This is a genomic window from Citrobacter sp. Cpo221 (assembly GCF_030332345.1).
GTDB lineage: Bacteria > Pseudomonadota > Gammaproteobacteria > Enterobacterales > Enterobacteriaceae > Citrobacter > Citrobacter portucalensis.
The window spans coordinates 162,699-176,819 of the sequence record NZ_JAOWIA010000049.1 but is presented as its reverse complement, the minus strand read 5'-3'; the positions used below and the strand labels follow the sequence as shown (position 1 = coordinate 176,819).

At 51.2% G+C, this 14,121-nt stretch carries 10 protein-coding genes; 4 read left to right on the top strand and 6 right to left on the bottom strand.

Going from position 1 to position 14,121, the window contains the following annotated elements; translation table 11 throughout:
* Window positions 1-86: 86 nt before the first annotated feature.
* From OGY72_RS10750 to OGY72_RS10730, 5 genes are all read right to left on the bottom strand, one after another.
* Window positions 87-1,646, bottom strand: a complete 1,560-nt coding sequence (locus tag OGY72_RS10750; RefSeq protein ID WP_126317671.1) for a cyclic di-GMP phosphodiesterase — start codon at window positions 1,644-1,646, stop codon at window positions 87-89.
* Between the two features lie 167 nt (window positions 1,647-1,813).
* Window positions 1,814-2,383: a bifunctional murein DD-endopeptidase/murein LD-carboxypeptidase gene (gene mepS / locus OGY72_RS10745; protein WP_003834567.1), complete on the bottom strand. Its 570-nt coding sequence runs from the start codon at window positions 2,381-2,383 to the stop codon at window positions 1,814-1,816.
* 413 nt (window positions 2,384-2,796) lie between these two features.
* Entirely contained in the window at window positions 2,797-3,510 is a 714-nt protein-coding gene (locus OGY72_RS10740; protein WP_279275688.1) for a phosphatase PAP2 family protein, read from the bottom strand.
* 33 nt (window positions 3,511-3,543) lie between these two features.
* Window positions 3,544-4,530 carry a CobW family GTP-binding protein gene (locus OGY72_RS10735; RefSeq protein ID WP_198579356.1) on the bottom strand — a complete coding sequence of 329 codons (987 nt, stop codon included), beginning with the start codon at window positions 4,528-4,530 and terminating at the stop codon, window positions 3,544-3,546.
* Between the two features lie 119 nt (window positions 4,531-4,649).
* A complete protein-coding gene (locus OGY72_RS10730; RefSeq protein WP_008785284.1) occupies window positions 4,650-6,116 on the bottom strand; it encodes a mannitol dehydrogenase family protein in 1,467 nt (488 codons plus the stop codon).
* A 202-nt stretch (window positions 6,117-6,318) separates the two neighbouring features.
* On the opposite strand from OGY72_RS10730, the gene uxuA reads away from it, so the two are divergent.
* The gene (uxuA, locus tag OGY72_RS10725) at window positions 6,319-7,509 is read left to right on the top strand and encodes a mannonate dehydratase (RefSeq protein WP_048215901.1); all 1,191 of its coding nucleotides are present in this window, start codon (window positions 6,319-6,321) and stop codon (window positions 7,507-7,509) included.
* Between the two features lie 45 nt (window positions 7,510-7,554).
* On the opposite strand, the gene pdxR is transcribed toward uxuA, so the two are convergent.
* Window positions 7,555-9,027 carry a MocR-like pyridoxine biosynthesis transcription factor PdxR gene (gene pdxR, locus OGY72_RS10720; protein ID WP_286547756.1) on the bottom strand — a complete coding sequence of 491 codons (1,473 nt, stop codon included), beginning with the start codon at window positions 9,025-9,027 and terminating at the stop codon, window positions 7,555-7,557.
* 165 nt (window positions 9,028-9,192) lie between these two features.
* Here pdxR and torC point away from each other — a divergent pair, with 165 nt between their 5' ends.
* Genes torC through torD form a run of 3 tightly spaced genes read left to right on the top strand, consistent with a single transcriptional unit; the run spans window position 9,193 to window position 13,456 of the window.
* A complete protein-coding gene (gene torC / locus OGY72_RS10715; RefSeq protein ID WP_286547755.1) occupies window positions 9,193-10,326 on the top strand; it encodes a pentaheme c-type cytochrome TorC in 1,134 nt (377 codons plus the stop codon).
* Between the two features lie 9 nt (window positions 10,327-10,335).
* A complete protein-coding gene (gene torA, locus OGY72_RS10710) occupies window positions 10,336-12,834 on the top strand; it encodes a trimethylamine-N-oxide reductase TorA (protein WP_286547754.1) in 2,499 nt (832 codons plus the stop codon).
* On the top strand, window positions 12,824-13,456 hold the full coding sequence (gene torD, locus OGY72_RS10705) for a molecular chaperone TorD (RefSeq protein WP_063940528.1): 633 nt from the start codon (window positions 12,824-12,826) through the stop codon (window positions 13,454-13,456). Before torA ends, torD begins: the two co-directional genes overlap by 11 nt.
* Window positions 13,457-14,121 lie beyond the last annotated feature (665 nt).

Sequence of the window (14,121 nt, the reverse complement as noted above, 5' to 3'; positions counted from 1 at the left end):
CTTTTCCTGCCACAACCCGACGGGCATCATGCCTGAAAGATAAGGGATGTAGCGGCGAGTGAGAGTATATGAATCGCATACTGCGATCACCACGTCGGCTTATTGGGCTGTGCCATCCAACGCACAAAATCAGCAAGCTGTAATGGTCGGCTAATCCAGTACCCCTGGAAAAAATGCACCCCACGATCGCGCAGCCAACGGGCTTGCTCAGGAGTTTCTACCCCTTCCGCAACCGTCAGCATATTAAGACGTTTAGAAAGTGTCAACACGGCGTCCAGTACCGGAGAAGTCAGTGTTTCCGTCCCAATGGCGTTAATAAATCCGCGATCGATTTTCAGGTAGTCAACGGTAAAGCGTTCCAGATAAATAAGCGCGCTATGGCCGGTGCCAAAATCATCAATCGCAATTTCAAAACCTGCGGAATGCAGCCATTCAAATAGCTTTGTGGCCTCGTGCTGATTGAGCATATCTCGTTCTGTGATTTCCAGTACTATCTGAAAATAGTTTGCGGGAAGCGAGGCCTGTAGGTGGCGAATGTCGTCTTTAAACGTCTCGCCATGCAGATGCGATGGCGCGATATTGATCCCTAATTTTGCCCCAGCGGGTAACACTTTTTGCAGTGTCGGGGCATCCTGGGCGATCAACTTAAAGAGATGCTGAGTCAGTGGGACGATCATTTTCTGTGATTCAGCGTAATGAATAAAGGCATCCGGTGGGATCTCGCCCGTTGTTGGGTGATTCCAACGTAACAGGACCTCGACGCCTTTCACTTCCAGCGTTTGCATCTCTACGACGGGCTGGTACACCACATAAAACTGGTTATGTTTGATGGCGTTGAGGATATCTTTGCCTGGGCGTAAACGGATGCTGTAGATGTAGTACCAGAGGAGAAGGGCGGCAATAATCCCGGCCATACATCCCAACAAAATAGAATACCAGACGTCGGTATAGTTCCACTCTTGTGCGTATAAGCGAATTTTAAGCGGGATCCCTTCAAGAGTGGCCTGCCGCCAGGAAGTATGAGGAAGAGCGGAGACATCGATGATTCGCGATGAGAATGTCGAAATTGCGGTATTACCGACGATAATAGCAATACCGTCAAAATCATCCTGCCGGGCGGTATAGAGTAGGTAAGGCGCCAGATTGATATTCAGTGAGGTAAATACGCCGCTATCATTGAACGACGCGTTTCGGTGCCAAATCATGATCGCTGGTTTGTCCGGCATCATGGGCGTACCGGGAAGTAATTCCACATCAATATTTCTGCTGATATCGAGGTTCGGGATCAAATCTAAAATCGGAGTGAACATGGAACCTGTTGCGGAAGAGCAGAAAGCGATGCCGTCTTTTACCAGTAAAAAAGCGCGAACGTTCAGGCTAAAGGCTGCACTGGAGGTCAGTTTAGCGCTGACTTGTTGGCAACTGTTGGCAACCAGCGGCTGAAGGGCATCGGTGGTGGTTTTGAGGTCGGTGAAGTAGCTGCTGACGTAATTCTGGATATCGGCAAGGAGCGTGTCGTACTTAACTTCTCGTTTATGCCAGGTGACGAAAAACTGCAGGGTACTCACGAGTATTGCGACGATAAGCCCCGTTAACATACAGGAAAGCAGGATTTTCCGACCGGATGAAGAAGAGCGTCTGAACATAGATCCTTATTTTACCTGATTTAACCGCTTACTCTGTATGAATATAACCTGAAATGACTCATGTTGTGAGATTTTTCTTAGTCGCAGGGTGAAACAAAAAAGCACCGCCGAAGCAGTGCTTTTGGAATGTCTCATCAGGATAGCCAAGGGATAGCTGCCAAACGAAACTAACTGCGGCTCAGAACCCGGCGAGCTTCGTTGTAGCGTTTTTTCCAGTAAGGCTCGTTCATGCTGGAAATGATAACGCCACTGCTGGTCGAGGCATGTACAAACTGGTTGTTACCGATATAAATACCGACGTGACGGCCGGTAGAGCCAGCACGGAACAGAACCAGATCGCCTGTGCGCAGATTAGTGCGCGAAACGGATTTTCCCGTTTCCTGTTGTTCATAGGTTGAGCGCGGAAGCTCTAAACCAAATTGCTCGCGGAATGTACGCTGCACGAAGCTTGAGCAATCAATACCTTTTTTGGTGCTGCCGCCAAGGCGGTAACGCACGCCTTTCCAGTCAGCATACTGGTCCATAATACGTGATTTAACATCGATATTACGTACCATATTTTCAAATTCATCCTGAGAGGCTTGCAGTGAAGAGTTATCTCCATTGCCCACAGCATGCGTCTCAGAATGCATATTCTTGGCGGTGTTCGTTGTGCTACATGCAGAAAGCAGAACCGCAACTGCTATCGCGGGTATGCCCCGCAAGATATATCTCAAAATCGGTTGAGATTTGACCATTTTGTTTGTTTTCCCTTGAAGTCCTTAACGATAAATATCGTTATAAAAAATGCCAAACGTGACGAGACTAATTACCATCGCACGATGAGACAATTCCTTAAGGTCAAATCTGTGGCAGAACGCACAAATTTATTCTGAAAGGGAATAATTATCCCGCGAGGCAAAACGAGTTCGAGATTACCCGATCGTTCCGGTCAATGCGAGTGATTTTACGTGATTTCTTATAAGAAAAATTGATACAGAAAGTGAATAAACGGCATTGTCTAAATTAAGAACAATCAGGGTAAAAAATACGCAACCTACTCATTTTAAACATGAATAAGATGACAGGGGAATGACAATCAGAATGATGAAATATTGCCCGGCATCATCAGGGAATCAGAAGTATCCCTGATGATGTTAATTACTCTGCGTTATTTGTTTAAAAATTGTTTGTTTTTGCCGGGGAGATAATTCACGAACAGAGTGACTAATCGGTCACTTAATGGCGTCATTAGCCACCAGGGAAGGCCAATCAAGACCACCGTCATGGAACCAACCACGATATCAGTGAGCCAGTGAGCGCCAATCATTACGCGTGGAAAGGCAAAAACCACAGCAATAATAAGGCTGATTATTCCTGCGACTTTTCCGAAATAACGCAGCATAAATGCGGAAAAAATAAGCAGCATCATGCCGTGATCGCCAGGAAAACTGTCTCTCGACGCATCTTTGGTCGGAATATGCAGCAGTTCGCTGACGCGATAAATATTATCCAGCATCAGGGTCGGGCTGGCGCGTTTAACGGGAATAAGCGCCTGGCCCAGCTGATTTAATACCACTGCGGTGAGCAGCATAACCAAACCGATAGCCACAATACGTCGGCGACCTTCCGACGTCTCTTTGAGCCAAAAGTGCAGCATCAATGCGCCCATAGCCAGCAATGAGCAGCCATCAAATGCCCGATTATTGGTAATAGCAACAACCCATAAGAACAGTGGGCTTTCCACCAGTTTATGATTAAAGAAGCGGAAAACGCCCGTATCCAGTGAAGACCAGAACCCATGCCCGGCTGGAATATACCAGGACATAAACAGTGCCAGGCCCGCAATATTTAGCAGGAGGATTGAAGGGTATCGGGTTTTCATCGTCGTTTACCATTGCTAAAAACGAAGGCAACCTTACGCGCTAGCGTCTAAACGAAGTCTCAACAACGCGCTCTGTAACGTATTCCAGTCGGTCTCGGTATCGGCGATGAGTTCAATACGGCTATCGGGTGGTGCGACGTTTTGCGTCTCTATATGCCAGTCGTCTCCCTGGCGGTTAATGCGTACCAGTCCTTCTTTAATACGCATTACCCCCTTCACGCGTCCAACAGGAGCAAGACGCGACCATTCCAGCAGACCGATGGTATCGAACACTGTATCGGCGTCAAAAATCCAACCGCAGGCCTGATGGCCCTGACCGCTGTTCAGGCTACGACGCCAGCGCTGCTGTGCGGGTAAGCTCAACGCTGCCAGCCCCTTTTTGTTGGCATGGCTATGGGCGTGCTCCGCGCTTGCAGGAAGCTCCGCCAGGTTTAGTCGGGGCAAATTCAGTAGCTGTCCGTCAATTTGCCCATGGTCGGCATGAACTAACTGGCGATTACCGCCGTAGTGTTGCCACCAGCTTTGCAGGGCGTTTTCGCTTTCCGTCGTGGCACGGTCGGTTTTGTTGGCAACAATGATATCAGCGGCGGCCAGCTGATCGCGGAAATTGTCATTGGCGACGCTTTTCTCATCCAGTAACAGGCGAGGATCAAGGATACAGAGGGTTGCGCGCAGATCGATCCACGGCTCATAAACCGGTGCAGTGAGTAAATCCAGAATCTGTTTGGGATGCCCGAGGCCGGTGGGCTCAATCAGCAGACGGTCGGGTTTTCCCTGACGCAGCAGCGTATTGAGGCCAACCTGCATTGGCAGGCCGTTAACACAGCACATACAGCCGCCGGGGATCTCTTTTAGCAGCGCACCGCTGTCGGCCAGCAACGCGCCATCAATGCCAACTTCGCCAAACTCATTAACCAGCACGGCCCACTTCTCAGCAGGATCTTTGTTTGCCAATAAATGAAGAATAGAGGTGGTTTTGCCACTGCCGAGAAAACCGGTGATGAGATTGGTTTTAGTCACATTTACTCCAGAATCATAAATTACCGTAATGGCATTTAACAATCCTGGCGAAAAACGGGGAAAAAGAGAAGGGGGGAGAGGACGAAGAGGCGCTTCGTCCTGCTTAATGGCAGAAATCGTTAACTTTTTAACGTCTCAATGACAGCCTGATGCGCACCGTATTGGGCAATGCGTTGCCAGGCCTGCTGAATGGCCGCGACAAACTGCGGATTCTGTACGAGATCGGTGGCGAAAATCTCGCGCAGCGAAAGTAGGGCGTTGACGCGTTCTGACTCTGTGCTCTGTTTAACCAGAGCGGCAATTTTCTCACTCAACGGGTCACGAACATCAATAGCGGTGCCTGAATCATCCACGCCGCTCACATAACGCATCCAGCCTGCGACGCCGAGCGCCAGCAGTGGCCACTCACTTTGGCGGGCTAAATGTACGCGGATCCCTTCCAACATGCGCTGGGGTAATTTCTGGCTACCGTCCATCGCGATTTGCCAGGTTTTATGTTTCAACGCTGGGTTGGCAAAACGCTCCAACAGGCTTAGGGCATACTGGTCTAAATCCACATCGGTAATTTGCAGCGTGGGTGCCTGTTCGTTGAGCATCAGGCGGTAAGCGGCTTCACGAAAAGCGCTGTCCTGCATACAGTCGCTGATGTGCTGGAACCCGGCCAGATAGCCGAGATAAGCAAGAAACGAATGACTGCCGTTCAGCATCCGCAGTTTCATTTGTTCCCACGGCAGAACATTTTCGACCATCTGGACGCCCGCCGTTTCCCATTGTGGGCGGCCACACACAAAATTATCTTCAATCACCCACTGGATAAACGGTTCGCAGCTGATTGCGCAAGGATCGGCAACCCCCAGCTCGCGGGCAATTTCGGCCAGTGACTCTTCAGTGGCGGCAGGGACAATGCGGTCGACCATGGTGCCTGGGAAACTGACATGCTCCTGAATCCAGGTTGCCAGTTCTGGTGAACGTTTCTCCGCCATTCCAAGGACGGCGTTTTTTACCACATGACCATTGTCCGGGATGTTATCGCAAGAGAGGACGGTAAACGGCTGTAGCCCGCGTTCACGTCGGCGGTGTAGGGCTTCAACAATAATTCCGGGGGCAGAGTGCGGTTCAGTCGGTGTTTGCAGATCGTGAGCAATACGTGGATTACTGAGGTCTAACGAACCTGTCGCCGGATCGATGCAGTAGCCTTTTTCTGTGATGGTTAGCGAGACAATAGCCACCTGAGGTTCGCAGAATTTTTCGATAATGGCCGCCAGCGAATCCAGCCTGGCGTTGAGACATTCGTTGACGGCACCGATAACAATTGGCTGGTTGCCGTTGGCCCCTTTTTCCAGCACGGTAAATAAATGATCCTGTTCGCGCAGTTGGCTCATCAGTCGATCGCCGCTGAACAGACTGATCTCACAAATACCCCAGTCTCCACCCTGCGCATTCAGCACCCTGTCGGTTAGTAACGCCTGATGGGCGCGGTGAAAAGCACCGAAACCAAAATGCACAATCCGCGTTTTTAATTGCTGGCGGTCGTATTGCGGCATCATGACATTTTCCGCCAGTGGCGCTGAGGCAATAGTTTTCATTTAATACACCTGATTAACCATAAATTAACAATGGCAGTATAAAGTTATATGACAACAAATTGAATTGGTGTGCCTCATTTATCCGGGGAATGTGAGCTTGATCAACCAATCATCGGCAATGTGTTGATCAGTTGACGGATGCCTGTATGGTAGTCGTCATTAAGATGACTTAATTTGGTATAACAACTTGTGAGGTGAAACAATGGAACAAACCTGGCGTTGGTACGGACCTAACGATCCGGTATCGCTTGATGATGTGCGTCAGGCTGGCGCAACGGGTGTTGTGACCGCCTTGCACCATATTCCTAACGGTGAAGTGTGGCCGGTAGAAGAAATTCAGCAGCGTCAGGCCATTCTGGCTGAAAAAGGGCTGACCTGGTCGGTAGTGGAAAGTATCCCTGTCCACGAAGATATCAAAACGCGTTCAGGTCAATATCAAACGTGGATTGCCAACTATCAGCAGAGTATCCGTAATCTGGCGACCTGTGGTATCGATACGGTGTGCTATAACTTCATGCCGATCCTCGACTGGACGCGTACCGACCTCGAATATCAGCTGCCGGATGGTTCCAAAGCGCTGCGTTTTGACCAGATTGCTTTTGCGGCCTTCGAACTTCACATTCTGCAACGCCCGGGAGCTGAAGCGGATTATACCGCCGAAGAACAACGCCAGGCGCTGGACTACTTCAATGCCATGAGCGATGCAGAAATTGAAAAGCTGACCCGCAATATCATTGCTGGCCTGCCTGGTGCAGAAGAGGGCTATACGCTGGATCAGTTCCGTGCGCGTCTCGCTGAATACGACGGCATCAGCAAGGACGATCTGCGCGATAATATGGCGGTATTCCTGCGGGCGATTGTGCCAGTGGCAGAAGAAGTCGGCGTGCGTCTGGCCGTGCATCCTGACGATCCGCCGCGCCCGATCCTTGGCCTGCCGCGTATCGTTTCGACTATCGAAGATATGCAGTGGCTGAAAGAAACGGTCGATAGCATTAATAACGGTTTTACCATGTGCACCGGTTCCTACGGCGTGCGCGCTGATAACGATCTGGTGAAAATGATCGAAACCTTTGGCGATCGAATCCACTTCACGCACCTGCGCTCAACCTGTCGTGAAGATAACCCGAAAACCTTCCATGAAGGTGCGCACCTGCAGGGCGATGTGGATATGGTATCGGTGGTGGCTGCCATTTTGAGCGAAGAGCAGCGGCGTAAAAAAGCGGGCGACCTGCGTCCTATCCCGATGCGTCCGGATCATGGACACCAGATGCTTGACGATCTGCACAAGAAAACCAACCCGGGCTACTCTGCGATTGGCCGCCTGAAAGGCCTGGCAGAAGTCCGTGGCGTTGAGCTGGCGCTGAAACAAACGCAGTTCCGCGATCTGCTGTAAGTCTAACCACAGGGATTGCGCGACAGGCGCGATCCCTGTTTTTCATCAAGGCTGCGCGAGCGCCTGCTCCAGCACTGTCAGCACTTTATTGATCTGCTGTATCTGCAATCCACCAAACCCAAAAAACATAACAGCATCGCTGTTCTCTTTGCGCCATGCGGCTTCTGATCCATTTTCTATATCCGGCAGAGTGTCGAAACGGATCCCGGCCAACAGGCAGCATTGCTGCAACCTGGTGATGAGTTCTGCGTGTCTGGCAATGCGTAACGAGAGGTGCAGACCTGCCGTTGCGCCAGCGATTTTCCCTTCGGGAAACAGAGTGGAAAGGCCATCGCGTAACAGGGTGAGGCGCGTCGCATAGCTGCAGGCCAGCTTGCTGATATGCGTATAGAACACCTGGTTTTGCATCAGTTCGGCCAAAAATTGCTGCAACAACCACTGACTGCCGTTGTTATTGAGCGCTTTCATATTCTGTACCGCCGGAAGCAGTTCATCAGGGCAAATAAGATAGCCAAGCCGTGCGCCTGGCCCCAGCGTTTTAGAAAATGTCCCCATGTAGATAACCCGGTTGTGATAATCCATGGCTTTCAGCGCGGGAAGGGGATTTTCCCCATAGGTAAAAACGGCATCGTAATCATCTTCAATGATGTAAGCGCCGACGCGTTGCGCCCACGTTAATAATGACTGACGGCGCTCCAGTGAAAGCACGCTTCCCATCGGATACTGATGCGCTGGAGTAACATAACAAAGCTGGGTTTCATACTCGGGTAAATTATCTGTTTGCAGCCCGTGGTTATCTACAGCAATTGACGTAATGTCTGCACCGTAATAATTAAAAAGATGCCATGCGCCAGAATAACAAGGGGATTCGGTCACAATATGGCACTTTTTTTGCTGACTGACGGCATGATGAATAATAAATATTTGGCTGAGCAGTGATAATCCTTCCTGAATCCCGTTGGTAATGATGATGTTCTCTGCTCGGGTATTAATTCCGCGGGATAAATTAAGGTATCTGACCAATTGCTCACGCAGTGAAAATAATCCACTTGGTGAATGGTATCGAGTAAATAATTGTTCTTTAAGTATGCTTGGAGCATTATTCCATTTCCGCCAGCTTGACCAGGGAAAAGCGTTGGGATCGGGGACGCCCATCCGACAGTAGCACTCTCGTCCAGGCTCGGCGTAAACATCGGTTGAGACTCCGGCAGCTTTAGGTTTTGTCGGCGGAGAACCTTGGGTAATGGGCACATGCGTTGGTGTTATACGTACAGGCGTGGTGAATATCACTTCATAGCCGATGCCGTGTCGGCTCTTGATTAACCCTGCAGCCATAAGCTTATCATAGGCCATCACTACCGTTATTTTGGCTACGTTCAATACCTGAGCCTGCTCGCGAATAGAGGGAAGCTTATCGCCACAAAGCAAATCTCCCTGCTGAATAGCCTGGAAATAAAATTGAAAAATTTGCAATTGCAGCGGAGTGCGGAGTTCTCTATTGAGCGTTAATGTAAGCATGAGGAATTCCTTATTAATATATAGCCACTATATTACGAATTTCTCGTTTTTACTATTTGATACACCTCATGGAGTAGCGGCTGTTCCTATAGCTTGCCATCGCTGTCTCTATTTTTGATTTTTATTATCCCTTAGCGTGTCGCTATTAAAAAAATGGAGGCAAGCATGTCGTGGATAAGAAAGAACGCATTGTGGTGCGTATTGGCTGGGGCGGTGGCAATGGCCCTGGCTATTTGGGGAACGTGGCAAGGCGTTCATTACACCAGTACCACCGAATTTTGTTTATCGTGTCACTCGATGCGCACGGCTGGAGAGGAATATAAAACCAGCGTGCATTTTCGTAACGCATCTGGCGTGCGGGCTGAGTGTAAGGATTGTCATATCCCCCCGGGCGTTGTTCCAACGCTTATTCGTAAAACTGAAGCCTTAAACGACCTCTATCACACCTTTATTTCTCCTTCTATTGATACTCCTGAAAAGTTTGCTGCCAAACGCCCGGAGCTGGCCCAGCGGGAGTGGGCACGCATGAGCGCGAATAATTCAGCGGCGTGTAAATCCTGCCATAGCTATGAGGCAATGGATCATGGCAAGCAATCGGCAAACGCGGCTGCGCAAATGACCGCAGCGGCAGCAAAAGACAGTAACTGTATCGATTGTCACAAAGGAATAGCCCATCACAAACCCGATATGAGCAGCGGTTTTCGCGATCGCTATAAGCAGCTACAGCGTCAGGGAGATACGCCAACGGATGCGACCACGCTGTTCTCATTAAGCGAAAAATCACTGGCGGCAACGGCAGGGAGTCCTGCCGGGAAGGCGCTGTTATTTCCCGCCACCGAGGTCAAGGTGGTGAAAAAAGAAGGCCGTAACGTGCAGCTCGAAATCACGGGCTGGCGTGAAAGCAAAGGACGCGGACGGGTGATCACCCAGTATATGGGGAAACGCGTTTTCTCCGCCGTTCTCGATGAGCCCCTGATGGCGAACGTAAAAGTGCTACAAACCCAGGTCGATCCTGACTCACATCAGGAATGGCAGCAGGTGAGCGTCACCGCCTGGACCACCGATCAGGACTTTATCAACACGCTCGCGCCAATCTGGGAGTACTCAGATCAAATGCTGCAATCCACCTGTAGCGCCTGTCATAGCACTCCTCCTACAACCCGATATACCGCTAACGGCTGGATCGCCGGACTGAAAGCCATGTCGACCTATTACCGGCTTAATTCGGTGGAGGAACGTACGTTGTTGAAATACCTCCAGACCCACGCCAGCGATGTGTCTGAAACCAACAAAAAGTAAGGATAATGTATGGATATTCATGACTTTAATCCGTCCCGCCGCCGTTTTCTCAACGGAATGCTGGCGGTGGGGGCTGCCAGCGCACTGGCGCCTAATCCGCTGATATCAAAAGTGTGGGCGGCGGGGGAAAATCCCGAACAGTGGATTCAATCTGGTTCGCACTATGGCGCTTTTGAAGCCAAAGTGGTCAACGGTGAGTGGACCGAAACCCGTCCGTTCAAACATGACAAATACCCCTGCGATATGCTGAACGCGGTGCGTGAAGTGGTTTACAACCCGTCGCGGGTGCGCTACCCAATGGTGCGTCTGGACTGGTTGCGTAAGCGTGAGAAGTCGGATCGCAGCCAGCGCGGAGATAACCGTTTTGTACGGGTTAGTTGGGATCAGGCGCTGGATTTGTTTTACGAAGAGCTGGAGCGGGTGCAAAAAACCTATGGCTCATCAGGCGTATTTACCGGGCTTGCCGACTGGCAGATGGTGGGCAAATACCATAAAGCGGGCGGGGCGATGGACCGGGGACTTGGCCTGCATGGTAGCTATGTGACAACCGTCGGCGACTATTCTGCGGCAGCGGCACAAGTCATTTTACCGCATGTGATTGGTTCGCTGGAAGTTTATGAGCAGCAGACGTCGCTTCCGCTGGTGATTCAAAACAGCAATACCATCGTGTTGTGGGGCTGCGATCCGATCAAGAACTTGCAGATCGAGTTTTTGGTTCCCGATCACGATGCGTTTGGCTACTGGCAGCAGATTAAAGAGGCGGTAGCGCAGGGTAAGATGCGCGTTATCAGCGTTGATCCAGTGCGTAGCAAATCGCAAAACTATCTTGGCTGCGAGCAGTTGGCGTTACGGCCACAAACCGATGTCGCGTTAATGCTGGCGCTGGCGCATACCCTGTACGAAGAAAAACTGTACGACACGGCGTTTATTACCGATTACACCGTCGGCTTTGAACAGTTTTTGCCGTATCTGCTGGGCGAAACCGATAAACAGCCGAAAAATGCCGAATGGGCGGCAGAAATCTGCGGCCTGACGGCAGAGCAGATCCGAGACTTCGCCCGCCTGTTGGTGAAAGGTCGGACACAGTTTATGGGCGGTTGGTGCGTACAACGCATGCACCATGGTGAGCAGTATCCGTGGATGCTGGTGGTGCTGGCCAGCATGGTCGGTCAAATTGGTTTGCCCGGCGGCGGGGTAGGATTTGGCTGGCACTACAACGGCGGTGGTACGGTAACATCCGCCGGGCCTGTGCTCTCTGGGCTGGGAGGGATCACGAATCCCCCGCAGGCAAAGTACAACGCGGATTTTCGCGGCGTATCGGAGCATATCCCTACTTCGCGTATCGTTGACTGCCTTCTTGAGCCGGGCAAAAAGGTTGCCTTTAACGGCGAGACGTTAACCTGGCCTGACATCAAAATGGCGATCTACAGCGCGGCGAATCCATTTCATGCGCAGCAGGACAGGAATCGCATGATCGACGCGTGGAAGAAGCTGGAAACCGTGGTGGTGTTGGATCACCAATGGACCGCGTCGTGCCGTTTTGCCGATATCGTCCTGCCCGTTACCACCCGCTTTGAACGTAACGATATTGAGCAGTTCGGTACGCATTCGAATAAAGGGTTGATGGCGTTGCATCAGATCGTCAAACCGCAATATGAAGCGCGACATGATTTTGATGTGTTTGCCGGGCTGTGTAAGCGCTTTGACAAGGAAGCGGTGTACCGTGAAAACCGTGATGAAATGCAGTGGATACAGGTGCTTTATGATGAAGGCGTGAAGATGGGAGCGTCGCTCGGTGTCTCATTACCGGATTTCACAACGTTCTGGCAGGGTGACGGATATATTGAATATCCGCCGGGTCAGCCGTGGGTACGGCACGGTGAGTTTCGCGACCAGCCAGACCTGAATCCGCTGGGAACGCCGTCAGGTCTGATTGAAATCTACAGCAAAACCATCGCGGGCTTTGCCTATGAGGATTGTCCAGGGCATCCCGTGTGGATGGAACCCTTTGAGCGTACCCATAGCGGCAAAAAAGATAAATACCCGCTGCATCTGCAATCCTGCCATCCGGATAAACGTCTGCATTCCCAACTGTGCTCTAGCGAGGCGTTTCGCAACACCTATGCGGTTGCCGGAAGAGAGCCGCTTTATATCAGTGAACAGGATGCCACCGCTCGTGGCTTAAAAGCCGGTGATATCGCCCGCGTTTATAACGCTCGTGGTCAGGTACTGGCTGGCGTGGTTGTCAGTCCGGATTTTTCCCCTGGCGTGATTCGTATTCATGAAGGCGCGTGGTATTCCCCGCAGGAAGGGGGGAAAGCCGGGACATTATGCACCTATGGCGACCCGAACGTGCTGAGCGCGGATATCGGTACTTCACAATTGGCCCAGGGGCCTTCAGCGCATACCGTGCTGGTGGAGGTCGAGCGTTATCAGCAGAAAGCCCCGCAAGTGACGGCTTTCGGTGGTCCGCAGATTGTGAAAGAGGAGGGGACCAGTGCAGCATAAGCAAATTCATCAGCAGCGGGCGGCTGTGTACCAGTGGTTTTCGCAACTGTTATTTCGTGAGCTGGATGAAAAACAGCTCGCCAGTCTGGAAAACGGCGATAGCCAGGCTTGGATTGCCTCACTGGCGGCGGTTCCTGGAGTGTCTGCCGAGGTTAAACGTTTTGAGCGTAGCCTGGGCCGGGTTTTGCGGCGCGACTCCCGACAGCTGGAGCTGGCAGCAGATTTTGCTTCGCTGTTTCTGCTGGCCCCGCCGGCTAGTGTTTCTCCCTATGCAGGGCACTATCCACACACGACAGCGGCAGAAGAACGTCGGCAAATGAATGTGTTGCTGATTGAGCAAGGTCTGGCAGCGAGAGAGAATGAGCCCTCCGATCATATTGCCGTGCAGTTGGCATTAATGGCGAGGATGGTTGCTAAAGAGGAGAGGCTATCGGCGCAATACTACTTTTTGCATCATCATATTCTGTGCTGGGCACCGTTATTTCGCGACGCTTGTCTGGTGCGGGATAACGAGGGGTTTTATCCTCAGGCGGTTAATCTGATAGTGCGTTTTATGCAAGAGGATGAACAGTATCTGGAGTCATTGTTGATGGATGATTTTTATCTCAGCAGCCAGCGCTGAATATGACAAAGGGACAGCTGGTGCTGTAATGCCAGTCAGTAAAGTATTATGGAAAACATTCTATTGCGGCATAGGATTCCGTTCACCTCAGCGGAGTCATTTCTCTGGAAGCGCAGATACGCGTGAACGTGCAAGGGAGACTCACCGCCGTCTCCCTTGCATCCCAGGCTCCCGGCGGGAAAATCGTCGCGATGCGAGTTATTCGTCTTATGTCGTCTGCCTGTCGGGTCGGGGCCGAGCCTGCATCCATGCAGGCCGTCCCCTCTGTCCGCATCCCTGCGGACAGACCCGGTCAGCCGTCAACGCCTCATCGATTTTCAGCCGGACCGGTGTCATCGCTTTAACGCTCTGACTTCCAGTTAAATCTTTTTTGCTGTTTAAACAAAATACGCAGATGGTCAGGTGTGGGCTGGTCCGGCTGAAAATTGCCGACGTGTTTTCGTAAGGCCGGGAGAGCCAGCATGGATGCTGGCTCAGGGCGCGCTTTGCAGGGATGCTACCTCGCGCCCGGCCCGATAGCCTGAAGAAATAAGCGGAGGGGACCACGAAGTGGCAATTTTCCCGCTGGGAGCCGGGATTGTTAAGGGTACGGCGATAGTACCCTTAACACGTTCACAGGCAGTATTGTTTCAGATAAGTGATATCACTAAAGTGAACGGAACATT